This is a genomic window from Fictibacillus sp. NPDC058756, assembly GCF_042746035.1.
In the GTDB taxonomy this organism is placed as follows: domain Bacteria; phylum Bacillota; class Bacilli; order Bacillales; family Fictibacillaceae; genus Fictibacillus.
Genome location: NZ_JBHYPU010000001.1, coordinates 525,912 through 551,415, shown reverse-complemented (window position 1 = coordinate 551,415; position 25,504 = coordinate 525,912). Strand labels below are relative to the sequence as shown.

General features: G+C 38.6%; 21 protein-coding genes and 2 riboswitches. Of the genes, 5 read left to right on the top strand and 16 right to left on the bottom strand.

Translation table 11 applies throughout. The features are described from left to right. Window positions 1-72: 72 nt before the first annotated feature. Window positions 73-1,236, top strand: coding sequence for a polysaccharide deacetylase family protein (locus ACFW35_RS02680; RefSeq protein ID WP_379843609.1), 1,164 nt, complete (start codon window positions 73-75; stop codon window positions 1,234-1,236). Between the two features lie 43 nt (window positions 1,237-1,279). On the opposite strand, the gene ACFW35_RS02675 is transcribed toward ACFW35_RS02680, so the two are convergent. From ACFW35_RS02675 to ACFW35_RS02660, 4 genes are all read right to left on the bottom strand, one after another. Next, window positions 1,280-2,764: a stalk domain-containing protein gene (locus ACFW35_RS02675; protein WP_379843608.1), complete on the bottom strand. Its 1,485-nt coding sequence runs from the start codon at window positions 2,762-2,764 to the stop codon at window positions 1,280-1,282. A gap of 709 nt (window positions 2,765-3,473) precedes the next feature. Next, the gene (locus ACFW35_RS02670; protein ID WP_379843606.1) at window positions 3,474-4,562 is read right to left on the bottom strand and encodes an S-layer homology domain-containing protein; all 1,089 of its coding nucleotides are present in this window, start codon (window positions 4,560-4,562) and stop codon (window positions 3,474-3,476) included. Window positions 4,563-4,725: 163 nt separating this feature from the next. After that, entirely contained in the window at window positions 4,726-5,865 is a 1,140-nt protein-coding gene (locus ACFW35_RS02665) for an S-layer homology domain-containing protein (RefSeq protein ID WP_379843605.1), read from the bottom strand. Between the two features lie 276 nt (window positions 5,866-6,141). After that, on the bottom strand, window positions 6,142-8,109 hold the full coding sequence (locus ACFW35_RS02660; RefSeq protein ID WP_379843603.1) for an LTA synthase family protein: 1,968 nt from the start codon (window positions 8,107-8,109) through the stop codon (window positions 6,142-6,144). Between the two features lie 336 nt (window positions 8,110-8,445). Here ACFW35_RS02660 and ACFW35_RS02655 point away from each other — a divergent pair, with 336 nt between their 5' ends. Next, window positions 8,446-9,426, top strand: coding sequence for a nuclease-related domain-containing protein (locus ACFW35_RS02655; RefSeq protein ID WP_379843601.1), 981 nt, complete (start codon window positions 8,446-8,448; stop codon window positions 9,424-9,426). Between the two features lie 36 nt (window positions 9,427-9,462). Here the strand turns inward: ACFW35_RS02655 and ACFW35_RS02650 are convergent, their stop codons facing one another. Beyond that, a complete protein-coding gene (locus ACFW35_RS02650; protein WP_379843600.1) occupies window positions 9,463-12,948 on the bottom strand; it encodes a S8 family peptidase in 3,486 nt (1,161 codons plus the stop codon). Between the two features lie 221 nt (window positions 12,949-13,169). Beyond that, window positions 13,170-13,253, top strand: a riboswitch (cyclic di-GMP riboswitch). 26 nt (window positions 13,254-13,279) lie between these two features. On the opposite strand from ACFW35_RS02650, the gene ACFW35_RS02645 reads away from it, so the two are divergent. Continuing rightward, window positions 13,280-13,729, top strand: coding sequence for a stalk domain-containing protein (locus ACFW35_RS02645; RefSeq protein WP_379843598.1), 450 nt, complete (start codon window positions 13,280-13,282; stop codon window positions 13,727-13,729). Window positions 13,730-13,784: 55 nt separating this feature from the next. Here the strand turns inward: ACFW35_RS02645 and ACFW35_RS02640 are convergent, their stop codons facing one another. From ACFW35_RS02640 to ACFW35_RS02610, 7 genes are all read right to left on the bottom strand, one after another. After that, window positions 13,785-14,018: a hypothetical protein gene (locus ACFW35_RS02640; protein WP_379843596.1), complete on the bottom strand. Its 234-nt coding sequence runs from the start codon at window positions 14,016-14,018 to the stop codon at window positions 13,785-13,787. 3 nt (window positions 14,019-14,021) lie between these two features. Then, a complete protein-coding gene (locus ACFW35_RS02635; RefSeq protein ID WP_379843594.1) occupies window positions 14,022-14,351 on the bottom strand; it encodes a helix-turn-helix domain-containing protein in 330 nt (109 codons plus the stop codon). An 18-nt stretch (window positions 14,352-14,369) separates the two neighbouring features. Continuing rightward, window positions 14,370-14,996, bottom strand: coding sequence for a class D sortase (locus tag ACFW35_RS02630; protein ID WP_379843592.1), 627 nt, complete (start codon window positions 14,994-14,996; stop codon window positions 14,370-14,372). Between the two features lie 3 nt (window positions 14,997-14,999). Beyond that, the gene (locus ACFW35_RS02625; protein WP_379843590.1) at window positions 15,000-15,854 is read right to left on the bottom strand and encodes an LPXTG cell wall anchor domain-containing protein; all 855 of its coding nucleotides are present in this window, start codon (window positions 15,852-15,854) and stop codon (window positions 15,000-15,002) included. Between the two features lie 60 nt (window positions 15,855-15,914). Further along, the gene (locus ACFW35_RS02620) at window positions 15,915-16,658 is read right to left on the bottom strand and encodes a TasA family protein (RefSeq protein ID WP_379843589.1); all 744 of its coding nucleotides are present in this window, start codon (window positions 16,656-16,658) and stop codon (window positions 15,915-15,917) included. A gap of 80 nt (window positions 16,659-16,738) precedes the next feature. Continuing rightward, complete coding sequence (locus ACFW35_RS02615) at window positions 16,739-17,299, bottom strand: signal peptidase I (RefSeq protein ID WP_379843587.1); 561 nt, start codon at window positions 17,297-17,299, stop codon at window positions 16,739-16,741. Beyond that, window positions 17,277-18,017, bottom strand: coding sequence for a hypothetical protein (locus ACFW35_RS02610; RefSeq protein ID WP_379843586.1), 741 nt, complete (start codon window positions 18,015-18,017; stop codon window positions 17,277-17,279). The genes ACFW35_RS02615 and ACFW35_RS02610 overlap by 23 nt, the downstream gene beginning before the upstream one ends. Window positions 18,018-18,402: 385 nt before the next feature. After that, window positions 18,403-18,495, top strand: a riboswitch (cyclic di-GMP riboswitch). A 31-nt stretch (window positions 18,496-18,526) separates the two neighbouring features. On the opposite strand from ACFW35_RS02610, the gene ACFW35_RS02605 reads away from it, so the two are divergent. Next, window positions 18,527-19,765 carry a copper amine oxidase N-terminal domain-containing protein gene (locus tag ACFW35_RS02605; RefSeq protein WP_379843584.1) on the top strand — a complete coding sequence of 413 codons (1,239 nt, stop codon included), beginning with the start codon at window positions 18,527-18,529 and terminating at the stop codon, window positions 19,763-19,765. A 52-nt stretch (window positions 19,766-19,817) separates the two neighbouring features. Continuing rightward, window positions 19,818-20,582, top strand: coding sequence for a copper amine oxidase N-terminal domain-containing protein (locus ACFW35_RS02600; RefSeq protein WP_379843583.1), 765 nt, complete (start codon window positions 19,818-19,820; stop codon window positions 20,580-20,582). A gap of 38 nt (window positions 20,583-20,620) precedes the next feature. Here the strand turns inward: ACFW35_RS02600 and ACFW35_RS02595 are convergent, their stop codons facing one another. The 4 genes from ACFW35_RS02595 to ACFW35_RS02580 all read right to left on the bottom strand — a co-directional run bounded on the left by ACFW35_RS02595 (window position 20,621) and on the right by ACFW35_RS02580 (window position 25,210). After that, the gene (locus ACFW35_RS02595) at window positions 20,621-22,123 is read right to left on the bottom strand and encodes a stalk domain-containing protein (RefSeq protein ID WP_379843581.1); all 1,503 of its coding nucleotides are present in this window, start codon (window positions 22,121-22,123) and stop codon (window positions 20,621-20,623) included. Between the two features lie 39 nt (window positions 22,124-22,162). Then, window positions 22,163-23,023: a copper amine oxidase N-terminal domain-containing protein gene (locus tag ACFW35_RS02590; RefSeq protein ID WP_379843580.1), complete on the bottom strand. Its 861-nt coding sequence runs from the start codon at window positions 23,021-23,023 to the stop codon at window positions 22,163-22,165. Between the two features lie 145 nt (window positions 23,024-23,168). After that, on the bottom strand, window positions 23,169-24,308 hold the full coding sequence (locus ACFW35_RS02585) for a stalk domain-containing protein (protein WP_379843578.1): 1,140 nt from the start codon (window positions 24,306-24,308) through the stop codon (window positions 23,169-23,171). A gap of 71 nt (window positions 24,309-24,379) precedes the next feature. Then, window positions 24,380-25,210, bottom strand: a complete 831-nt coding sequence (locus ACFW35_RS02580) for a copper amine oxidase N-terminal domain-containing protein (protein WP_379843577.1) — start codon at window positions 25,208-25,210, stop codon at window positions 24,380-24,382. Window positions 25,211-25,504: the final 294 nt, after the last annotated feature.

The following is a 25,504-nucleotide window of genomic DNA, read 5'->3' as shown; positions in this document are numbered from 1 at the left end:
TCTAGCAAAAGTCTTTTTACAAGTTTAGACAAATTTCTTACAAATCATATCAATCTGGAAAGGAAAGTTCAAATGAAGAGTAGATCCCTCGCAATTATTACGTTGTTCTTTGCTCTGTTTTTGTTCGTTCTCGTCAAACCCGCAAAAGCTGATCACGGAAGTTCCCTTATTTTCGCGGCGCATAATGATAAGATCCTTTTTGATTTGAGCCCCGCTCCTCGGGCATTAAACGGTGTTTCTTATGTACCTGTCCGATCCTTCAGCAAATACTTTGGATTTCAGGTGGACTGGATCGCAGCTAGCGGTGAGATCAAACTGACCAAAGGTAGTCAGGTAATCACCTTAAACACGAAAACAAAACAATTCATCCAAGGAAATTCTTCTGTTCCTTTTTCCTATATAAACATCAATAATAGTTTACTTGTTCCCTATCGTCAGATAAGTGAAGCGTTTGGTTACAACGTTTCTTTTTCCTATAAAGGACCGATCGCACGAGTTTCCGATGCAAACGCAAAGCTAACGTTAGATCAGCTTTACGAAACAAACAAAACACAAATTGAAGCATACCGAAAATCACATACACCTCCTCCGCCAAAACCGCCTGCACCATCACCGGCAAAAAGAGCATTCTTAACCTTTGACGATGGACCAAACAAGCATACAGCGGGAATTCTGGATTATTTAAAAGCGAATAACTTGAAAGTTACGTTCTTTGTACTGAAACCAAATGCCGATAACAACCCCGCATTAATTAAACGGATGTTTAACGAGGGTCACACGATTGCCTGCCATGGGGTGACACATGATAAAAGTAAGTTCTATAGTTCGCCCTCTGCGGCAGTTGGTGAGATGAAGTCATGTTTTGATTCAGTTAAGAAAATAACTGGTGGAGCGGCTTCAAATGTCATCCGAACTCCATACGGCAGTAAGCCTTACATGACAGATTCTTATCGAACTGCGATGAATTCAGCGGGTTATAAAATGTGGGACTGGAACGTGGACAGTATGGACTGGAGTTATAATAGTGCAACAAAAACGAGCGCGTATGCTAATGAACAGATCAATAGTGTGATTAAATCAGGTGCGGCTCCCCTTGTCCTTTTGCATGACCGTGTGGATACTGTTGCTATCTTAAAATCAATTGTCCCTAATTTGAAAAGTAAAGGATATACATCAGTCCCGATCACATCATCCATTCAGCCTTATAACTTTTGGAATAAGTATGTGTTAAAATAACAATAAAAGCTGAACTCCTCATTAAGGGGTTCAGCTTAACATCTTACTTTCGGTAAGATCCGTAAAAGAGATAATAAAGCGCAAAACGATATTGTTCCAGAGTTGAATTATATTGAACAGATGTAAGAATTACTGGTTTTTCCTCATTAAATTTCGGATACCATTCTGCATGCATTTCTTCAAAATAACCGTCTTCTTCTACTTCCCAATTATTATCCATTTCGTTAGCCTCACCATGAATAGCTTCTAGCTTCTGAATTAGCTCCTGATACTTTTGGGTCGCCTCTTCTTTTGTCATAGTTTCTGAAGCGTAATGATATTCAATACTTTTAAGAGAACGTTCTTTTGGAAAGAACTCGTAGCCTGTTTGACCATCTGGACCTAAGACATTTTCACCTTTATAAACTAAATACGGATATGACTCCTCACCAAGTTCTCCTTTTTCAAGTGAACGTACCGTTGTGTCGTCCATGCCAAGTGAGATGCCTACAATGGTTTCAATAGGCTTTGATGGCAACTTCTCAAAAAAACCGCTCGTTTCAATATCTGCATGCTTCATGGAGAAGTAAGAACTCCAGTCTAGTGCCCCAGCAGCTCTTTCAAAAAATTCTACAGAGTCATCTCCATCACGTTCCACAGACAAACCAATTAATTGTCCATCATAGTTAAATAGAGGCGTACCGAAGAACAGGTTGGTGAATCTAGTATTAGTATAGAATTTACTTGCAATAAGCTCCGAGAAATCTTCAATTTCGATTTCCACTGCCTCTTTTTTAGAAAGAGATATAGCTTTCTCGCCTGCTTTGAATTCATTTGAAATATCAACTGGGTCAACTTCTACGGGAGAAGAAAGCTTAAGAAGGGCTAAGTTTTTATCCTTATCCAACTCAACTACGCCTTCTACGGTAACCTCTTTTCCGTTGCTCATTTCAATAACTGCACCTTGTGCTTGGTGTACGGCGGTTTCAGTAGTCAGCACAAGGCTTGGGCTTACAAACACCCCAGCTCCGCGATACACATAACGCTCGCCGTGTTTGATTTTGTGGATGGTAACCACTTTTTCTTTGTTTTCCTGTACTAATTTTGCAAATTCAGCACTTGATATATGTACACGCTGAGTTTTTGAATCGTATGCTACTTTTGCACCCAATGCTTCTCCGACAAAACGAAGCGGAACCAACGTGCGGTTGTTCATCGCAAGCGCCGCAACATCAAGCGTCTTTTTCTCTCCGTTTATGTAGGCCGTTTTGGATCCAATTTTCAGTGTAACGGTTGTATCCTCATCTTTTATAGATACAGTTTGGTCTGTGGAACGGTATTGAACAGTTGCCCCTAAATTTTCAGAAATTCCCCGAATGGGTACTAAAGTGCGGTAATCTTTAATGACTGGCGGCTGATCATACGTTTGTTTAACTCCATTCACATATACCGGAATAGTTGTTGCAGCACTTGCCTCAATCCCTGTTAAGGATGTTAAACTTAGAGACAGACCTAAACCAAGACTCAAGGCTTTCTTTCTAACATTCATCCGTTTCTCCCCTTTTCTATTTTAGAAAATTATACCATTATAAATAATAAATAGGTTGAGTTTTCCAGTAAATTTACAGAAAAAAGGTGAGTTATATGTCTACTGAATTTTCTAATCTTGCTATATCGCCTATATTTATAATCGTGGTATTGATTTGCATACTGCATTTAATTATCTTGAGAAAAGAAAAAGGATGTTTTACTAGATTTGGACGGATTCTTTCTTTGGTTTACATATCTCTTTATGCTTTGGCATTATATTTATATCTCGTAAAATAAATCAACTTAAAAAAACACCTTTCAAGTTCAAGGTGTCCTCATAATTTTTTGTATGATAATTTTTTTGTTTCTATGCGTAATCGTTCTGAAATTACAGATAGTCTTTCTACATCTTCTCTCAAACTATCTAAAACATTTGATAACCGATTAAAATCGTCTAATAGTTTCTCCAAGCTTTCCTCTACCTCCAGATTCATGAGAAAACCCGTACCCATCGTTCTGGTACGGGCTTTTTAAAATTAAGCTCTTTTCTAAAAAATTATTGCTTTTCGCTTTTCCTATTCTCACATTTGCAAGTTGATTGAAGCGCAAGGTGCGAGACTCCTAATGACGCTACGCGTCGAGGAGGCTCACCGCACGACCCGTGGAAAGCGAGCAGCCTGGAGCGGAAATCAACTACTTTCAATAGCAACAATGTAAAACAACCTAAATTATAATTCAAAACTTAAAAAATCATTATAGAAATCAGAAGAATAAATTTTCCATTCTCCATTACGTTTAATTAAGAAATACTTGCCAGATTTATCTTCTGTATAAGGTTCTTCATCCAGTTCACCAGTTTCGTAATCCGTGAAGTAATAATCAATTAAAAGGTCCTGAACATTCAATTCTACGAATCTTGTAGATCTATGAACCACTTCCAAAGTAGGTTCCGATACGAGTTCAGCTACAACTTCTTCATCAGCTGCAAAAATTTCTTCAAACATTTCTGCATCCATTTGACCCATATCATGTCCTAAACCATATCGCGCAGAGTCATTAATCGCGTAAATCGAATCAGCATTTCTTTCCATAATGGCATCAACAGTATCTGCTTCGCTATTATAAACAAGATCCATTGTTGTTTCTTGATCTGGCAGATTGACATCTTCAAGCCATAATGCCCGCTTTAACATAGCAGTCGCTTCAGCACGGTTAGCATTCTTATCAGGGGAAACCGTTGTTTCGGATGTTCCTTTGATAATTCCTACTTGGTTCACCATGCGAACATGGTTATACGCCCAATGACCAGGTTTCAAATCTTCAAAGGTTTTTGGCGTTCCATTTTCAAACGTTACCGTTGCCTCGAAAGCACGGGCAACAATAGCCGCGATTTCAGCACGAGTAATCTTCATATCTGGCTTGAATTCTGTATCAGATTTTCCTGAAACAATACCAAGTACGTTTGCTGTATTGATGTCATTTTTTGCCCAGTGTTTTTGAGTATCAGTAAAAGCTTTCCCTTGCTGATCTGTTTTCAGCTCCAGTGCACGTACAACTAATACCGTAAACTCTGCACGTGTGATACTTTTATCTGGTTGTAGATATAGAAAATCTTCAGCATCCCTCACACCTTTGATGATGTTTGCATGAAGCATATTCTTCATATCATTTTCTGCCCAATGGCCGTCAATGTCTTCTGCATAATAGTTGTAATACGGGTCTGTATAATCCTGTTCTAATTCATTAGCAAAAGTTGTTTGTGTAAATGGTGAAACTAACAATGCTGCTGCTAACACGCCGCCGATCAATTTTTTCATCCACGTTATCCCCTTGTTTTCATATTTTGTTATTACAGGAAAATTTTATATATTTATTACTTCTTTGTCTTGCATCTAATTTACTATTTCAACAGTCGAATGGTACTATCTTTTCATTTTCATGAAATAGCTTTTCTCTCCGTTAAAAAAGCTTTGAGTTAACTCAAAGCTCTTCCTCTTCTTCGTCAAAATAATAAAAAATATTTTCTATAAAATCATTCGTGTAAACTTTCCACGAACCGTCACGCCTCACTAAGTTATAAACACCAGATCGATCTTGAACATCTGTTTCAGTAATGATCTTTCCAGTCGGTTCATCATTTTCATCGTATTCAGGATATTCGTAAGTGTTTTCAACGATAAAGTTTTCAACCTTTACAGTGGCAAAACGCGTAGATTTAGAAAGTACAGTCAGGCTTGGATCACCTTTAATTGTATAAACATCTTCGAATTCCTGCATTTCTTCATCTTCAAACATCCAGCGGTACATTTCGTTGTCCATCCCAATATAAGAATGGGCAAATCCAAAATGGTTTTCATCATTTAATAGGTCTAGTGTATCCGCGTCACGGTTATTGTACCCTTCAAACCAGCCATGCTCATCTTCCAAGATTAACGCTGTTAAATCTGCTGCATTCGGAAGGCTTACTTCTTCTTTAGAAAGGGCACGGCGAATCATGGCAGCTGCTTCTGCACGTGTTGCATTCTTACCTGGAGATACCGTTGTTCCAGTCGTTCCATTAATAATTTTCACACCATTTACTTGACGGATGTGATTATACGCCCACTGCGTGCTTGGAAGATCCGTAAAGTTCTTTGGTGTTCCTTTTTCAAAATAAACGGTAGGATCATAAGCTCTATAAAGAATAGAAGCGATTTCAGCGCGTGTGATCTTTCCGTTTGGATCAAATGTCGTTGAAGTCTTACCAGAAACCACACCTAGCGCGCTAGCTGTATTGATGTCATTTTGAGCCCAGTGGCCTGTTGTATCCGTAAATTTAATACCTTGTTTCGTTGTTTCAAGTTCTAGAGCACGTACAATCATAGCAACGAATTCTGCACGCGTAATTGTTTTATCCGGGTTTAAGTAAAGATATGTTATACCCCATTTGCGATCTGTTACTTTTTGACCGCGTAAAATATCTGACTGAAGCATGTCGAGCATATCCCCTTCAGCCCAATGCTCCCAAGTGTCATCCGGAAAATAATCATCCATTGGATTTTTAAAATCCGCCTTAACAGGTGAAGCTAGTGTTCCAGCAATGATTGCTGCACTTAAAAGTCCCCCAACAAACTTTTTCAAAAAAGTTCCCCTCATTTCAAAATATTATACATTACGGAAAAATTTTATATTTTTTACAGAGATTTGTCCTATGCCGTTTGTACTATTTTTATAAAATAATATTCTTAAAAAACATTGATTTGATTAGGTTTTTAAAGTTTTGCTGCATTTCGACTTATTCTGCTATTATTCGCCCCATTACTATGGTTAAAGATTAATAATTAATAAAATTAATTATTTCTTGAAAGTAAACTTATAGAAAAGACCCATCAAAGTTGATGGGTCTTTTCTATCCTCTTATTCTTTTTTCATAAACTTCTCTAAAACATTACTAAAGATTACTTTGTCCGAGATGTTGAGCTCTTTCTTCGCTTGATCATATGCTGGTTTACAGAGGTTGATGTCTGTAATTTTGCCTGTTTTTCCGTCAAAGCATGTTCCTTTATCGAAGAATCCGTCTACTGATGATTTGTATGTGTAGTCGCCATTTGTGAATGAAAGATCGCGCTGAACAACGAGCTGGTTCTTCTCTTCAAACAAGTTGCCGCCCATCATATAACGGTCGTCGAACGGAACGCCTAGTGCATGAAGAATCGTTGGTGAAAGGTCTAGCTGTCCGCCGGTTCTTTCATACACGCCTTTACCTTCATTATTCGGCAAGTGCATCACAAGTGGCACCTCATGGAACGTTTTTTCAATATTGTACGGAGTAAAATCTTCCCCCGCGATTTTCATCATCGCTTCGTTATTATCAACACCATAGTCATGGTCTCCATATAGAAGCAGTACCGTTTCATCCCACAAGTTTTCCTTTTTTAAGCGTTCAACAAGCATACCAACCGCTTCATCTACATAATGAACAGAATGTAGATAGTCGCCTACGATCGAGCCTTCGTATTCACCTACATCCAACGTACGGAACTTAGACTGTATGTTGTACGGATGGTGACTCGTGAGTGCGACCATAAATCCGTAGAATGGTTTTTTCATCTTTACTAGTTCGTCCACAGATTGCTGCATGAACGGCTTGTCTCCAAGCGTCCAGCCTGCAATCTCTCCATCTTTAAAATCACCTTCACCGAAAAAGTGGTCAAAACCATAGTTGTCATAGACCACATAACGGTTCCAGAAACTTTTTTTATAAGCATGAAAAGCCGCTGTTTCATAGCCGTTTTGCTTCAGGATGCCTGGCAGCGAATCGAACGTGTTGCTAGGATAGCGAACATACACCGATCCGGAATATAAAGGATGAAGAGATGCGTTCGCCAAGAATTCTGCATCAGATGTACGTCCTTGCCCCGTTTGAAGCGAGAAGTTCGGGAAGTACATGCTGTCGTTAATGAGTTTATTAATATTCGGCGTGATCTCCTCGCCGTTGATCTTTTGGTTGATCACGAAGTTTTGGAAAGCTTCCAACTGAATCATAATGACGTTTTTATCTTTCGCCACGCCATAGAACGGCGTTTCCTTGCTCATCTCTTTTTGATGATCGTTGAACCAGTTTTCGATCTCTTTAGATTCTTCTGCAGAAATTTTTTGCTGTTGGAAAAACGCTTCGTTCACATAGCGATAGACATCAAAGCCGTGGAATCCTAAAAGACCGGTTTGACTGTAGAGGGCCATGTTGTACCAATTGCTCGCAAATAGTGCAGAGCCGTACTTTTTCGTATATTCGTTGATTGGACTCATAACGAAGAGGTATCCGATAACAAATGCTGCAAGTCCCAGTGCCCCACGTGTTACCATACGAGCTTTCAGTTTCCCGTTGCCACGTTTGATTAAGATGGTGACAAGTGGAATTAGGACGATGAGGTCTAAAATGAAAATAATGTCCTTCGCTTGAAACAAATCTAGTATACTACCAGAAATCGCACCAACCTGATTGGCTTGAGAGAGCACGGTCATCGATAATAGATCGTTGAAATATCGGTAGTAGATGAGGTCACCAACGATTAAAAACGTTAGAACCGCATTAAGAATAAGCAAGCTGATCCAGCGTTTGCTTTGCTTTAAGAAAAGCGTCCAGAAAGAAACTAGTAACAGTGCCCCGACGCTGATTAACGTTAAACCTGCATAGAAACCAATGATGGTTCCTTCATTTAATAGTTGGCTCAGGCTCTCTTTTATGTAGCCAACAAGACCCGTTCGAGCGAAAACTGTATCAGAAAAAGCGCCAAATAAGTAGAGTTTAAGAAAAACAGCGAGCAGAAAGGCGCCATAAAAAAAATAGTCCCATCCCCAACGCTTGAAACCTTGTAGAATCATTCAATTGTATCCCCTTTCAGTACCTTTCTCATTTTACATTTTTATATAAAAAAGGGCAAACGTCCCTGATGGGAGTTTACCCATTTTCAAGTGAGATCTAGCCTGCTTTTTGTTGATGTTGGATTTGTCGAGGTGTGTCGGCTCGCGAGTAAGTAAAGATTTTCGTGAGATTACTGAAAAATTCGTGAAATTAATGTTCATTTCCGTGAGATTACTAACGAAATTCGTGAGATTAACAAAATCCGAGGGCTTAATCGGCCATTTCACCTTTTGCTACCATACGTAATATGCGCCAAAATAGCCTAAACAGATATACAATATGAAAGGAGAATGGATATGAGTAAAATCGAGCTAAAACCACCCATAATTATTAAAAAACTAGACGTTTTATTAAAGCGAAGTTCCCCTACACACTATAAAAGACCTCAAATCATAGAAAGCCACCGAAGATTTAAAGCTGGATATTCTGGTGAACAATCACTGAAGTATTTTTATCGATATTTGCCAAACGATAATGTCCTTTATCTTCCTGCCTTACGAATCATGGATGATGAATACTATTTTCAGATGGATCAACTTATTGTTACATCTAATTTTCTACTCATTTTGGAGATAAAAAATCTTGCTGGATATCTATATTTCGATGATAAGGTTAAACAGTTGATTCGGACACTTGATGGAAAAAAGGAATGTTTTGAAGACCCCATTGAACAGGTCCGACGCCAAAGTTATCATCTAGAAAAAATTTTAAAGCAGCTTAAGTTTCCTATCATTCCGATAGAAAGGCTAGTTATCATTACAAATCCAGCTACCATTGTAGAGTTCTCACCTACATATAAAGAGGCTTTTGCAAAAGTCATCAAGAGTGCTCAACTTCATCATAAGTTCACGGAGTTCCAACAAAAATATCAAACTCCTATGTTGACGAGTAAGGAGATGAAAAAGCTAAGTAAACAATTGTTTAAATTACATGACGCTCACGATCCGGATGTTTGCGACCTGTTTGAAATGGACAAACGCGAATTATTGAAGGGCGTTCTATGTCCCAAATGTGACCAGCCTTTCATCATGTACTATAAAGGAGCAAATTGGTGGTGTCCCAATTGTCCGCATAAATCAAAAACAGCCCATATTGAAGCACTTAAAGATTATGCCCTTATTATTTCCACCACCATTACGAACAGAGAGTTCAAATACTTTTTACACCTTCCATCCACAAGTATCACGACCCATTTGCTAAAAGCACTCAATCTTCCTTATACAGGTTCTACAAAATCTCGTTCCTACAACTTATTGCCTTTATTAAACTTAAAATAAAAAACAGCCCCTAAAGAAGGAGCTGTCCTCTTACAATTAATTTATCTTCATCTTCAACGAATATGGTGTTAAGGATGCATTGCCGAATACATCGGTTACTTTAATCAAGTAGTTCCCTGCTTTAACATTGTAGTTCAACACTTCAGCATCACCCAATGCATACGTATCAGATGTTGCGACAAGTTTGCCTTTGCTGTCATACAGGCTGATCACGCCATCGATTTGATCGTTAGCGAATGTGATCTGACCTGAATGAGGAGCCATGAAGCTGAATGAATACCAGTCAGCGTCTCCGCCTGCTACTCCTGCGTTCAGGTGTCCAGTGCTTTCCCACTCTTTCATTGCCGTACGCTTCAGCTTGATCGGCTTGGATGGAATGTTGTTTTTCACAACAGAACCAGCATCTTCATCCTTCGTGTTAACCGGTTTAACAGTTAGTTCGTACTCGTTAAGGTTCGGACTAGGGAAATCCCACAGCCATTGGTCAGCGATTACGAAATATCCTTTGCCAGCTTTTGCTTGGAATGAACCTTGCTCCGGTCCGCTATCCCAGCTCTTGTCATACATACGTGCAGAGCTGTATTCTTCCGGATCTAAAATGCGGTTTCCGTTTTTGTCTTCCAAAATGGCGATTACTCCATCAATCGGTTTTAACAAGTCTGGATATTTTTGCTGCATTTCTTTTGTAGGTGCAACTGTTTTGTAATGTACACCATATAATCCGTTCGTTTTTGCTTTTACATAATAAGCATCATAGTCGCCGTTCATCGCATAGTTACCGCGAACTGTTTCAGCTGGCATGTCTTTTACTGGTGTTTTCTCGATATCATTGTTTGGCTCGTACTTGTCTTCCGGATTTTCAACCACAACTTTTGAAGTAAAGCTGTACTTGTCAAAGCTCGGCTGATAGTTCGGGTGCATCACACGGATAAAGTATTCTTCTCCAGACTGCAGACCTGCTGAAAACTTATCTTTAGTTCCGATATCGAAGAAGCCCCACGTGATGTTCGTTGCAACAGGTACAAGTGTTGTAAATCCATCTTCGAACTCCATGATCTTCATGATTTCCATTGCTGGAACCGCTTCAGAATTACTTAAGTCAATCTCAAAGATTGCGCTCTCTTCTACTTCAAACTTGTAGAAATCTTCATCACCCGCATATTGGAAGTATCCCTCTGCACCTGCTTCAGGATCATATTCAAGTGCTGCTTCACGAATGCGCTCGAGCATTGCTTTTTCTTCTTCCATCCAGTCATCTTCGCCACCCATGGAATCATGGTGCTGTTTCTTGTACTCATTTCGCTTAGAGATGTACTCTTCAACATCCATGTCGCCTTCCATGTACTCTTCTTCTAGATGTTCACCATTTGGGAAGCCATCTTCATCTTCAGATACCGGTTTTGCATCAATAGTAAGTGAATACGGAACATGTGAAGAAGGATATTCACGGTTCATTCCATCTTCAAACAAACTCATTGGGAAGAAGAACCCTGGTGTATGGTTATCAACTTCGACCACATACTCCATGCCAGGCATTGCTTCAAAGGTTAGAACTTCACCTTCACCAGTTGGCTTCAGGTTTACGATATCCATTTCCTGCTCCATTGGAGGCATGTCCTCTGGCATATCTTCAGGCATGTCTTCGGGCCATGGCTCGATCATTTTCAAGCTAAGCGTCGAGTCGATTCCAGGAACACCGCCAATAGCAACCTTCACGATCTGTGACTCTTCTGTTTTAAACGAATAAAAATCAGAATCTCCATCGTGTCCAGTGAACGTCCAATCACCTTCCCCTTCGGATACAAACGGGAATGATTCAACCGCTACCGGATTTTCACGTGTATTTGTATCTTCTAGTAAACTATCAAACTTCTCAACAGATAGCTTATATGCTGATTTGCCATCTGCATTGTAGTTTCCGTTCACGTCACTAACGCCGATCACAAGCGTTCCGTCTTCAGGCACTTCATACAAGTGACCTTCTGTTTTGCCTTCAAGCGTCTTATTCACGTCTTTTTGAAGAGGCTTAATCGCTTTTCCAGCTAGATAATACGTAAACTTGTAGTCATATTCAGCGGAACCTTCAAGAACTGTTTGAACAAGTTCACCCTTTTTTACTGGGAATTGGATAAATTGTTCTTCGTATGCCTTTTTGATGGTGCCTTCTTTTACGAATTTTTCGGAAAGATCTACTTTTTCAGCCGTTTTTAACAGACTTGATTTGCTCTTCGGTACATATACAGAGCTAGGAATCTTAGAAACGTCAAAGCTTAATGCCTTAACAGGATCCACAAGACCGTTCGCATACTTAACATCGTAGCCTTTTGCACCAAGATCTTTACCGGTTTGCTCTAAGATATATTCAATCTGTTTAGGCTTTAGATTCGGATTTTTTGATAATAAAAGAGAAGCCACGCCCGCTACTACTGGAGATGCCATGGACGTTCCGCTCAGTTTATAGAAAGTAGATTTCTTTTCATAATCATAAAGCGGCGCATATACATCTTCACCAGGTGCTACTACGTCCACTGAAGGTCCGTATGTAGAATAAGTAGAAAGCATATTATCTTTGTTTGTGGAACCTACAGAAATTACCCCTTCAAAAGCTGCAGGATAACTGTTCAGGTTCATCCCTTCATTCCCTGCTGCAGCGACAACCGTTACATCAGCTGCAATTGCTTTAGCAACCGCATCTTGAATTAGAGGTGACGGGAAAATGCTTCCTAAGCTCATATTGATAACTTTTGCTTTTTTCTCAATCGCATACATGATAGCGTCCGCGATTACGTAGTCAGACGCTCCGCCCATACGGTCAAATACATCGATCGGAAGAATCTCAACGTTCGGGTTAATCCCATAACCGCCGACACCATTACCTTTTTCAGAAGCGATAATCCCCGCAACATGCGTCCCATGGTAATCAGGTGCACCTTGGTTCATTGGGTTTACCGCATTATAAGACGGCAGCAGTTTGTTTTTTAATTCTGGATGCTTTGAATCGATCCCCGTATCGATTACCGCAACACGTACTTTACTTTTACCAGCCATGGATTGAGCCTTGTCCACATTCAATAGTGACATATGGTATTGCTGATCAATCTTTGGATCAGTCGTCCCAAGTTTAACGAAATTCGCACTTGGTGAAACAATATCTACCTTGCTTAGTTTGCCGTAAGCTTTTATTACTTCTTCCATCTTCTTGCCCTTGTTAATCTTTACAACATCGTACCCAAGAGAAGAAATTCTGCGTTGCAATGTTGCTCCCGCTTTTTTGTGATCACTGGTTGACAACGATTTGTTGTACTTTACGACTAACACAGAGTCACTAATCTGGTCTTTTTGCTTAGCCAGATTGTACGGGTTTTCCTTTACTCGATTTCCTGGTTTAAATAATTCGGAGACTGGAATAGAACTCTTTTCTGCAGAGTATTGATCCGTCTCGGCAAAAACAGGCGCAAAGCTTGAGCCTATTAAGCTGACAGACAGTCCAAGCGACGCCAGCGTTTTATGCCATTTGTTCATACCTTCAACCCCTCTAAAATAGAAATTTTTGGTACCCCTCATAAACTAGTATAGCAAATTATCAAACTATTTTACAATTTTTTACAAAAGTATATTACTATCATTTTAATAGAAAAACTTTAAACAAATGTTTACAAGATTACCTAACAATAAGGACTTTTTTACCGATAAAAAAGATATAGTTTTTACCCGTTTAACTAGTTATCGGTATGCCGCGGTTAAGACTTAAATGGTACAACTGGAGAAATTCAGTGTCACAAAGCTATAGGGGCTAACGTCATGTACTACGCCAGCCAGCTGCCATTACCATTACACTTTAGGAGGAATTGGTATGAAAAAATCATTGGCAAAATGGGTTACCGCAACGACTCTAGCATTCACAGCTGTTGCTGCAACAGGAACAACAGGCTTTGCTGCTAAAAAAGAACAGCAACAGGATACAAATATTGTTACTGTTGTTTATCAAGGACAAGAGTTGTCTTTAGAGGGAGCAAGATTGGTTAGAGAAAATCTGATCCTGCCTGTAGAAGCAATTGCAGCAGCAAATGGCGGAACAGTAGAGTACGATGAAAAGAGCATTACAGCAACACGTGGTGATATTTCTTACACATTAAGACTTCACCCTCGTTTCTTCCAGTTCGATAATGACGGCGAGCTTTTTGCTATCATTCCTGCAAAAATCTATTCTGGAAAAGCAATCAACTCGTTAAAGCTGATCGAACGCACACTTGGCGTTACACTAGAATTTAAAGAAGAGGAAAACACGCTGTACATCAACTAGTCATCGGGGTAAAACTATGTACAAAAAAAGCCTTCGCTACTTTAGCGAGGGCTTTTCAAATAGAATAATCAAGAGTTGGCTGAAACTCTCTAAATTTATAGTGTACGAGTTTCGAAGTGTTCCATCTCTTCTCCATAAGATTCAACTTCTTTTTCACATAATCAAATTGTGCTTTTCCCTGATACTCATCACCGAGATAAATCTCGCATTCGTTATTCCCTAAATACACGACCTTTAAGATGTGGCCGTTCAAATGGCAGATGTACAAACCGTTGCCTAAGCGGATCACCGTTCACACCTCTTCTTTCAAGGAATGTTTCCAAGCTTCATAGGCAAGAAAAGCACGTACTTCTTCCTTGTTGATTCCCATTTCTTTCGCTTGTGTAACAAGCTCAACCCATTCAGGATCAAGCAGCTCTACCTGAATATTTAACAGTTGTTCCACAGGTACCTCCAACGCTTTTGCCAATTTTTGAATCATATGCGCAGACGGGTTGGTTTTATGACTTTCAATGCTGCTTAAATAGCCTTTCGATATTTTAGCTTTTTGAGCAAGCCTAGTTATGCTGATTCCTTTTTTTAACCGGAATTTTTTAATTTGTTTCCCAAGACTCTTAGTCACATTTAACAACTTCCTTTGCTATAAAACCTCCTCTTTATCCAGAACAGCTTTTATAATATAACGGTGAGTCGGATTTTTCATGGGATGGCACGTAATTAAAGTTATGATGCTTTTCGATTTGTCTTTTTTTAACACAGATAGATCATCAGGCTTCACGATCATTTCATCAACGATTCGATATTTAAGCTTTTTGTCTTTTGTTACGACTTGTATCGTGTCCCCAATTTCTACTTCTGGCAGTCGGTTGAACTGTTTTCCGTAAGTGTAACTGCGATGTGCAGCTATTGCAGAATTTCCAGCCTCCCCAACAGGAGAGGTGCCTTTTAGATGTCCAGCGGCTACTTTTAAATTCGCTTGGGAGGCACCTTCCATAATTGGGATGGTTAAATCAATCTTGTTTATTTCTAGCTTACCGATGATTCCGTTCTTCATGTTTTTAGGCGCAGGTGTATTCTTCGGCTGGCTTTTATCTAAAAAAACATCATCCAGCTGTTGGTAGCTCTGTTGGATCACAGAATCATCTTCACTAGATTCCCAGTCTTTCAACAGCTGTGTTTCCTTGTACGAGTAGTACACACTTTTAGCTTTCGGATAAACCATTGTACATAAGCCTGCAGCAATCAAAAGATACGCCAGCCACTTCATCCTCTATCCCCGTTTAAAAAGATTAGGAAGAATAGACTTTTTGATTAACAATAGACCAATTCCAGCTAGTGAAATGAAGAGTCCCGACAAGACGATAAAGAGTGGATTCTCTTCACCCGTTTGCGGCAGTGAACCAGTATCTTTGCTTGGTGGATCAGCCGGTTTCGTTGGTGGTGGGTTGTTGCTTGGCGGTTCAATATCTTCAGTAGGCGGTTCGTTGTCATCTGGAGGATCCGGTGGGTCTCCATCGTCTGGAGGATCTGGCGGGTCTCCGTCATCCGGCGGATCCGGTGGGTCTCCATCATCCGGTGGATCTGGCGGGTCTCCGTCATCCGGCGGATCCGGTGGGTCTCCATCATCCGGTGGATCTGGCGGGTCTCCGTCATCCGGTAGTTCTTCTCCATCTACAAAGAAAGAAAATAAAATGGTCGCAAAAAGTCCTTGATATTCATTTCCCAAATCAGGAACCTTTACGATAATTTGTAAATTATCTGATGAAGAATGATTGATTCCACGAGGTTCAAAGAATTTAAAATCTTTAACAAGTCCATCAAATAAAATAATGTTATTTGAATCCGTAATTGTTAATAATAATTTATTATAATACTCAATTGACCCCTCTTTTAACCTAGACTTACCATTGTAAATAAAATCAACATTTCCATCATTTTTTATCTCAAGTGAACTAATTACTGAGTCACCAGGTTTCATGTTGTTCATCTCAATAAATGTGTCCTTTGGAAACGTGGATATATCAATAACTTTTGGTGCTTCATCTGCTCCGGTTTTAAGAAGAGGAGTGAAGCTTATTAATAAGGCAGTTATTAAACTTAAAATTGTTAAAAGTTTAAAATTCATAAACTTACCTCTTTTTATTAAAAATAGGTGGGGTATTTTAAAACCCCACCCTCAAACATGTTAGTTATTTCTGTCTACAGTGTCTGCATTGTTTACATTATCAGTCCTTTGGAAGTTTCCACCTCCGCCAGTTGAATTATTATCAATATTTCCGTTTTGTTGACTGAAAGTCTCACCCTCATACTGTAAACCAGTGAACTTGAAGTTAATAGATGTTTCATCACCCATAAGCGTATTTTGATTTATACCTGTGTCTGTAAAGTCTAATACATAAGTAACTGCTTTAATCGGTTTATCTGTAGTGGAATTAGCATCAGGAGCATCTAAGTTCCCAATAAATTTCCCGATTCCAGTATGTGTAGTTCCATTAAGAGTGGTATTACCAGTTGATTGAGTTGCTAATTCAGCTAGACTTAGTTTACCATCTGGCCCAGGTTGATATTTTGGTAGTAGATCTATTCCACCATATTTAAGCTCTGTCACATATATAGCATCGCTACTTCCTTTAACACTACTTACATCTACGTCCATAAATACATTCATAGGTAGCGTTCCTTGGTTGTTTAAAACCATTGCAGGTTCTTGATTATCGTTATTAGCCTCGAGCTTATCACCTGGTTTCCAATTTGTGAGAGTGAAATGCTCAAGATAAGGTGCTTCTGGTTGAAGGTTAATTGTTCCATTTGTAAACTTACTTGTTGCAGTTACTTCATCACTAAAGTATGCAAATGTTCCCCCGATTGTTGCCATAGCTCCTACTGCAATTGTAGTTGCACTTGTTACAAGCTTTTTCTTTAAATTCATTCTTGTTTCCTCCCTATTTTTTACCTATATGTAGGTATTTATATATTGAACTTCTCTAATCGAGAAGACTTCAATCCACATTATGCTACTGATTCTTGCTTTACTTTTTCATACTTAACAAGTGTTCTCCATACCGAGAAAATCTCAAGTGCCATTATTAGCAAACCAGGAATAATTAATGCTAACCCTATTCCTTTTTTTGACTGTAAAAATGAGGCGATATAGCCTAGATACGGAATTGTTATTTCAGTATATTTCCCTAGAATATTTGATTCCGGTATTGGCAATGTATCTATTACTTCGTTATTGTCACCCTTGGTAATAAATTGCAAATTACCAGTTGACCCTTTTACCTCTTCAATTCTATGAGTGATTATTTTTTCATTTTGAATTGGTGATCTAAAAGTAATTACATCACCCTTTTTAAGTTCTTCAGGATTCTTTACATCTTCTACAAATATTGCTGAACCAGTTTTTATGGACGGTTCCATTGAGCCTGATAAGACAAGCATCATGGTTTTACCAAAAAATTTGGGAGTACCTTTAGATAGCTGTGAAGAAATCGCTAAGGTTGCAGAAAGTATTAATGCAAGTATTATTAATACCGAAGCAACTCGACTAATTATCTTGAGAACTTTCATTTGTTATCTCCTCATTTCCATTGTTTATCTCTTCAACTTTTTCAGGTAAGCTTTCTCCAGTCTGGCTATCGTTAACAGTTGGACTATTATCTTCTTCTGAATCCTTATCTAAACCTGGTTCTTCAAGTTCAGGTTCAGAACTTGTATCATTTTGAGACTGTTGTGGTGTTTCTGGTTGCGGTGATTCTATTTCGTTTAAATTGTTCGTTGTGCATTTTCCATTGTAGTTAACTGATTCAGCTGTAGGAGTGCTTTTCCCTGGGTGTCCTTCTTCCTGAAAGACTTTCATTACGTACTTTCCTGACCCAAACTCAGAAATATCGTAACTAATGGTATACGATTCACCTGTTCCTAGTTTCTTATTTACTTCTCCAATGAACAAAGCTGTATCATTTCTTCCATTGATATCTTTATAAATGCCGTATCTTAAATTTGTTAACATTGGTTCTGAATCTATTCCGTTCATGAAAGCAGCAGATAATAAAGAGCATTCCAGAGTTGTAGAATTATTAACATATTCCAGTGAACTTTTACTCCAATTATCCTTATCTTTCTCTGGAGGGCCCAAAAGAGTAACTTTTGCTTTATATTCATCTGAGAAATAGGCAGTAGTCGGTATACCAATCTGGAAGAAGTTAATTGAGAAAAAAATGATATAATAAGCAGCAAAAACTTGTAGAAGTATAAATTTCACATGGTACCATTTTCTATCCCTCACATTTGATCTTTTCTTTCTAATCTTCTCCCTCCCCTTTCTAGTTCATGTTGTTCTTTTTAAAGAACATTTATGTTGTTATTATAGAACGTTATACCTAGTTTAAAAACCCTCATTTAAGCTCAATTTTGTTCTTTTTAATGTACAAATGTACTATTTACCTTCTTTTTTCTTCAATTTTCATACAATTTTGTAATTTTTAAAGAACTTTTCGTTCACTTTAACGAACATCTTTTTATTAAAATATTCCGCATTAATTTTCAGCAATTATTCTCCTCTAACAAAATCCATCCCATTTTCCAGTCCTCATACAGTGCGTTATAACACAGTCGCTTTCCTAACATAACATTTTACAAAATATTACATAAAATTCACTGTTAAACCGATATAAAAAGAAGGGTACAACTGGAGAAATCCAGTGTCACAAAGCTATAGGGGCTAATGATCGAGTTGATTCGATCGATGTCAGCCAGCTGCCATTACCCTAACAAACATCTCAAGGAGGAAAGGGAATGAAAAAGAAAGAAACTTGGTACAAGAAGCTCACGTTCAGCTTTTTAGCTGCCACTATTGTCTTGGCATCGCCTGCATATGCGGCTGCTGAAGGCATGAAGGATTTTGTTGCCCAGAAGGATAACGGGAAGGGCAAAGGACACAACGAAGATGATAACAGCGATGACGATACAGACGATCCCGAAGAAGATGAAGACGACGATGAGGAAGATGACGACAAAGGGAACAGAAAAGGTGGGAAAGGCAAGGACAAAGAAAATAAAGGTGCTGAAAAACAGCTTGAGCAGATCAACGAACGTTTGGATGACATTGAAGAGCGCATTAGTGAAGCAACTGGTAAGCTTGACAGCATTTTAGGTGGACAAACACCTTCTGAGGAAGAGCCACCAACTGAAGAGCAACCACCTGTTGAAGGCGAAGAACCTCCTGTTGAAGAAGATCCTACTACAGAAGAACCTGTAGAAGAAGAAATTCCTGCAACAGAAGAAGTTGCTGCACAAAACACAGACACTGAAACCGAAACTAATCAAGATACAGCTGAGGAACCAGGTGAAGACGTAACTGATGACGAAAGCAATGAAGATGAAGAATCCGACGAAAATTCTGATGAAGAAGAGCAGTCTGAAGAAGAAGCGGAAGAGGAAGAACTGGATAAAGAAGAAAAATACGAAAGCGCAAATGGCGTTCGTGGAAAACTCATTTCTTCTATTAATCAATTAAATGCTGTTGAGAAACAGCTTTCTGGATTAGAGAGCAAAACGGATAATGCTTATGAAATTGCAGCATTGAACGATAGAGCTGCTTCCCTAAAAACTATGGCTCAAGAACAATTAGATCGCATTGAAACAGCTAAACCTGAAAAAACAGATAAAGAAGAAAGTAAAAAAGAAAAGAAAACAAAAGTTTATGTAGATGATGTTGAAGTAGAGTTCGACCAAGAGCCAGTAGTCATCGCAAACAGAACCGTTGTTCCGCTTCGTGCCATTTTTGAAGCATTAGGTGCAGAAATCACTTGGGACAATAAAACGCAAACTGTTACTGCAACAAAAGATGGGGTTACTATCACTCTTAAAATTGGTGAAAAATCTGCTACAAAAAACGGTGAAACAGTGGCACTTGATCAAGAAGCGATTGCTTTAAACGGACGTACGATGGTTCCTGTTCGTTTTATTGGAGAATCTTTTGATACGGAAGTAGTTTGGGATCAAGAAACTGGCGGGATTTACGTCGTAGAATAGGATGGGCACCCGTCACCTTTTATATGGTAACGGCTAATTTTAGGAGGATAAGATGAAAAAGTTTTGGATTAGTGTATTAAGTTTTGTATTTGTTCTATCTCTGTTTCAAGCACCTGCAACGAAAGCAGCTACGGTAAGTTATGTAGATGCAGAAGTATATGCAGATATTTACGGAAATTCCGAGTATGGGTTAAAAGGATTCATCATTAACCGTGGAAATCGTCTTTTAATCGTTAAGTCGGCAGATATTAAAATTTCCGATGCCAACAATAACATCATGCTTAATAAATCGTATGCATTTGGTGAAATTGAATTATCCCCGGGTGAATATCATTATTTTGACTTGAAAGCTCCAGAGCTTCAAGATCGCCAATTCGAAATGGCAAAACTTGAATATCGCGTTAATCACATTCAAGGAATAACACCTATTAATAAATCTGGCACGTTTGTTTACGTGAACGGTAAGAAGATTTCTCCTGATGTAGCACCAGCTATTATCAACAGCCGTGTTCTCGTTCCAATGCGCAGTATTTTTGAAGCACTTGGTGCAACGGTCAGCTGGGACAGCACGACGAACATGATTACATCTTATAAAGAAGACATTGATGTAACGATTAAGCATAAGATTGGACAAAACTATATGCTAGTTAATGGCCAAAAAGTAACGCTAGATGTTAGTTCACAATCAATTAAGGGACGCACAATGGTACCGGTACGTGCAATCGCCAATGCATTCTTTGTAAATGTAGAGTATGTTCAGCAAGACAAGGTTAATTACATTACCGTTATGGACTTATACTCCTTGGCACGAAAGTAAAAAATCCGCCCGCAGCTTTAGACTGTGGGCGGATTTTTTTATTCTTCTAATATATGATCTAGTGAGATATAAAGTCTGACTGTCGATTCCATTTCAGCATAATCGTTTTCATATACATAAAAATAGATTGCTGGGATATCAGTGCTGTCTCCATACCATAATGCGGCGATTTCAGGATTCAAACCATCATCTAACCAGTCAAGATCATATTCGTCTGCGTAACCATATTCGTTCTCTAATTCATAGGTTAAGCCGTAAAATAAATCTTCTGCTTCATTCCGGTCAAATAAATATGCTTCATCAAAATAAACTTCAAGTCCTATTAGTTTCCCATTTTCAAAAATATATTCTGCGGTTACATAATAATTCATCAGATCAATATCTGTGAATATAAGACTATTTGCACTTTCCTCTACAAGGGTACCTACTTCAATTTCCTTAACATCTTCTTTCGTCATTCCTAATGAAACACCGCTAATCAGCTTCGGTCCAAGCGGATTCCAGTCCATTACTGGAAGTTTAGAATGGTCCATTGTAAAGTATGACTTCCACTTGTTCGCTTCATCAATTGCGACAGAGAAATTAATATCCGCGTTACTGCCATCTATCCCGCTGCTCGTAATTCCTACAAGTTCGCCTCTCATGTTAAAAAGTCCGCCGCCAGAGCTTCCATGATCAGTAGATGCCGTGTTCTGAATGACTCTTACCCCATCCATTTCATAAAGGTTGCTTACGATGCCATCTGACACCGTATTTTGAAACCCTAGCGGACTGCCGATCGCTACAACTTTTTCACCTTTTACAAGGTCATAAGAAGATCCAATCTTTACTGGGTCAATGTTAATCGGATGCTGAAGCTTCAACAACGCTAAATCCACTTCTTCATCATAAGCAACAATGCCATCCACCCATTCAAGTGTGCTTTCGCTAAAATAAACAGCAGCATCTGTCATCTGATCTACTACGTGGGCATTTGTTAAAATAAGCCCTTCCCCAACAAATACCCCACTGCCTTGCCCTGTATTTGTTTCAATCTTAACAACTTTATGATCGTTTAATTCCACCAGTTCCGATATCGTTAAATCTTCTGACTGTCCGGGTTCATCTGTTTCATTATAGGTGATATTAACACGCATTTTAGCGCCATCCCACTTCACTTCTGCGTTAAACGCCTCTGAAACAAAACGCAGTGGAACGAGCGTACGGTTATTGATTACTTTTGCCGGTACATCTATAAGAGTTTTAACTCCATTAATATAAGTAGTTTTTGAACCAATCGTTAATGTAACAACTGTATCCTCTTTTGTGGCTGTAATTTTATTTGTCTTGCTATCCCATTTAACGTCCGCTCCCAACGACTCAAAAATCCCTCGCAAAGGAACCAACGTTCGACCGTTCTCAGCAACAGGAGGCTGATCATAGATCTGTTTCTGACCATTAATATATACAGAGATAGCTGCTGCTGACGCATGATGACTGACTGGAAGTATAAGTGAAAAAGCTACTACTAAACTTACAAGATATTTTGATAGTCTTTTCATTGAGTACCTTCCTTAAATAGGTGTTTACCACCTGTCTGATTAATTGACTCTTACTGTAGTTGTTGTGTTTGGGAAAACTTTTTCAATCTTCACTTCCACTTTTCCATTTGATCTTTCGTTTATATTCACTGCATAACGAGTATTAAGAGGAGACATATACTGTTCCCATACATTACTGTAGTCATGGAATGGCAGCGTATTTGCTTTATATGCTCCGTATTCTTTTTTGATTTGTTCACTATAAAATTTACCTACTGCTTCTACTTCTCCAGTAACTTCAAAAGTTACCATGATTGTCATTAGTCCATTCTCAGCAATATAGAATTGGGCGTCTGCAGGATATCCGTATATCGTAACCGGAGCATTTATTACACCTGTCCCGTCACTTAAATCGATATACTTCGAATTTGAAACATGCTTCTCAATCTCTTCTTTCGTCATCCCTTTAGAAAACGGCTTTAATAGATTCGTAAGTTCACCTGAAAAGATATAGACGGTTTGATTATTAACAGACCAGTTTACGACAGCACCCATCGCTTCCCCTACAAAGCGAAGTGGCACAAACGTACGGCCTTCTTTTGCTTTTGCCGGTACATCGATCGCTTTCTCTTCACCGTTGATCTGAACCATTTTAGCGTTTAACTTCAGTTTCACTGTTCCACCTTTATGTGTTACAGTAACTGATTGAGTACTGTTATCCCAGCTGACTTCTCCGCCTAGCTTCTCAAATACTCCACGTAATGGAACTAGCACTCGCCCATTGTCCGCATATGGCTCAACATCAAAAGTTAATAGACTTCCGTTAACTTGCACCTTAATTTCCCCTGCAGCATCTGCATTCGTAGGCAAAAGTACTGCCAATAAAAAAACTGCTAGAATACTAGAAATAATCTTCTTCAAAATATACCCCCCTTTTTATCCATAATCTACTAATTTATCGGCAATATTTAAGCAATGTAAATAGTCAGAAATTGTCCTGTTTACCAAACAAAAAAAGCCGCTTCCCAATCCAGACGATTAGAAAGCGACCTTTATTTTTTTTTTCTTAATTCGCTATAAAAATGTTCCCTGTTCCAGCATCCCACTTTACTTTTGCTCCAATAGATTCAGAAATAAATCGAAGTGGAATCATCGTTCTATTGTTAATTACCTTGGCTGATGCATCAATATTAAAGAGTACTCCGTTCTTATAGGCTTTATTGGAGTTTAGTTCGAGTTGAATAACATCTGAACCTTTTTTGATGATGACTGAATTTGTTTTTGAATCCCAACTGACAGTCGCGCCTAAATCATCAAATACTCCACGCACATGTACCAGTGTTCTACCTTTGATGTAAACCGGATCTTGATCGAATGTTTGGTACAGCCCGTTAACATAAATCGCTTCTCTCGACTGATTTGTTATAGCTGGTAATACAATTTTCCAGAACTCCTCTGCAATCTTTTCATATCCTTTTACACTTGGGTGAATGTCTGATGGGTTTGGAAGATTTACTTTAACATTAACTGCTATTGCATCTTTCGTTGGTACATAAACGCCACCTTTACTAATGGCGGCTTCTTTAATCGTTTCGTTCAATTCATTTAATATAGGAAGAAACTGTTCTTGCTGATCGGCTGGCAAGTATGGATAGGCATTATAATAACCCATTACATATACGTGAGCATTAGGATTAAGAATTTTCACTTCTTCTAAAATGGCTTTTATATTTGACTCAACCTGTTTTAAAACCACCGAAAGATCTGCCGGATTAATGTAAAGCCCATCATCTGTTCGTTTCATCTTTTGAAGGAGATCATTTGCTCCAGCATCTAATGTAATCATATCTGCTTTTGCAATATTTGCTCTAATACCGATCGTATCGTCTTTTCCTTTCCGAACGTCATTTACTATATCATCGAGTACACGCTGGGAGGTATAAAGTGAAAAGGCGTATTGTTTACTAAAAGAAGTTAAAAATCCAATTTCATCTAGGTCATCAGCAAGTAGATCGGTATACCCTTTTCCTATTTTAAAGTACGGAGTTTGACCCGCTGCTAAAGAATCCCCGAGTGCTAAATAAGTAACTGGTTCCGTTTCAGTTTCGGCATGAACGGTCGTCTCATTGGATAAAAACAACGAAAACAACAATGTAAAACTTAAAAACCAAGAAACAAAAAATGAATTCTTCTTAATAGTGACCATTCATTCATCCCCTTCTCTTCTCATAAAAGAACCGCTTCCAAACATGAAGAATGAAAACGGCCTTCCAATCTTTACTCAAACACTTTATTAATAGTGACTGACACTTTTCCGTCTTCAGTCTTCTGTGTATTCAGATTATAGCGAGTGGCTAAAGCTTTGTTGTATTGATTCCACTCTGACGTAAAATCATAATATGTTTCTTTATTTAATGTGTATGCTCCTAATTCGGCTTTCATCATTTCACTATAATGCTTACCAAGTTCCTCTGAATCTCCAGAATCCTCGAAAGCTATTTGAAGATTCTTCAATCCGTGATTTTTAATATAAAAAAGAAATAAAGCGTCCTTTCCACAAACTTTCGTTTTAGCTGTTAATGAACCTTCTCCATACGAAAGGTCCCAATAGTCTATCTTTTCTACAAGTTTGTCAATTTCGCTTAGAGGCATGCCTTTATAAAACGGTTTTAGTAGAGTTGTAAGTTCTCCTTTGAAAATATACGCAGTTTGGTCTTTCGGCGACCATTTCACCTCTGCTCCGAATTGCTCACCAATAAATCGAAGCGGGAGGAAAGCACGGCCATTCTTAGCAGCAGGTGCAACATCAATGATGGTATCTTCTCCGTTATTAAGAACCAACTTAGAATTCAGTTTAAAGTGGATATATTTCATGCCATTCTTGATCGTTATACCGTTTGTTGCCGGATACCAATTCACTTCTGCACCCATTTCCTCAGCAACTCCACGCAAAGGTACCAACACCCTGCCGTCCTCAGCAAAGGGTTGAGCATCAAAATCTACTAAGCTGCCATTGATCTGGACTTTAATGTTGTCTGCAGCTTGAGTTATTGAAGATAATCCAAATACAATAAAAAAGGTAAATAAAAAAATAAGTATTCTTTTCATCCCTGACCTCCTAGTTATCGATTCATTTCAATATCTGTTAAGGTACATGTAATGTCTAAACTATCATACTACCAATAATATACAATATGTACTATAAATGGTTTTTCCTAAATAAAAAAGAACGAGCAATTGCTCGTTCACTTCTCTTTCTCACTGTTAACCAAACCCTGCATGTACTTTTTCATGACACCGTTATATGAATGTCTTGTATTACAAACATTTGGTTCTACACTATTATTTTCTCTATTTTGGGTATTGTATAATATCTGTCTTTTATTCCAATCAAAAACAAAA

Coding starts and splice junctions, on each gene's coding strand:
- ACFW35_RS02680 (WP_379843609.1), top strand. CDS start 73: ATGAAGAGTAGATCCCTCGCAATTATTACGTTGTTCTTTGCTCTGTTT.
- ACFW35_RS02675 (WP_379843608.1), bottom strand. CDS start 2,764: ATGAATGTTAGAAAGAAAGCCTTGAGTCTTGGTTTAGGTCTGTCTCTA.
- ACFW35_RS02670 (WP_379843606.1), bottom strand. CDS start 4,562: ATGAAAAAATTGATCGGCGGCGTGTTAGCAGCAGCATTGTTAGTTTCA.
- ACFW35_RS02660 (WP_379843603.1), bottom strand. CDS start 8,109: ATGATTCTACAAGGTTTCAAGCGTTGGGGATGGGACTATTTTTTTTAT.
- ACFW35_RS02655 (WP_379843601.1), top strand. CDS start 8,446: ATGAGTAAAATCGAGCTAAAACCACCCATAATTATTAAAAAACTAGAC.
- ACFW35_RS02650 (WP_379843600.1), bottom strand. CDS start 12,948: ATGAACAAATGGCATAAAACGCTGGCGTCGCTTGGACTGTCTGTCAGC.
- ACFW35_RS02645 (WP_379843598.1), top strand. CDS start 13,280: ATGAAAAAATCATTGGCAAAATGGGTTACCGCAACGACTCTAGCATTC.
- ACFW35_RS02630 (WP_379843592.1), bottom strand. CDS start 14,996: ATGAAGTGGCTGGCGTATCTTTTGATTGCTGCAGGCTTATGTACAATG.
- ACFW35_RS02625 (WP_379843590.1), bottom strand. CDS start 15,854: ATGAATTTTAAACTTTTAACAATTTTAAGTTTAATAACTGCCTTATTA.
- ACFW35_RS02620 (WP_379843589.1), bottom strand. CDS start 16,658: ATGAATTTAAAGAAAAAGCTTGTAACAAGTGCAACTACAATTGCAGTA.
- ACFW35_RS02615 (WP_379843587.1), bottom strand. CDS start 17,299: ATGAAAGTTCTCAAGATAATTAGTCGAGTTGCTTCGGTATTAATAATA.
- ACFW35_RS02605 (WP_379843584.1), top strand. CDS start 18,527: ATGAAAAAGAAAGAAACTTGGTACAAGAAGCTCACGTTCAGCTTTTTA.
- ACFW35_RS02600 (WP_379843583.1), top strand. CDS start 19,818: ATGAAAAAGTTTTGGATTAGTGTATTAAGTTTTGTATTTGTTCTATCT.
- ACFW35_RS02595 (WP_379843581.1), bottom strand. CDS start 22,123: ATGAAAAGACTATCAAAATATCTTGTAAGTTTAGTAGTAGCTTTTTCA.
- ACFW35_RS02585 (WP_379843578.1), bottom strand. CDS start 24,308: ATGGTCACTATTAAGAAGAATTCATTTTTTGTTTCTTGGTTTTTAAGT.
- ACFW35_RS02580 (WP_379843577.1), bottom strand. CDS start 25,210: ATGAAAAGAATACTTATTTTTTTATTTACCTTTTTTATTGTATTTGGA.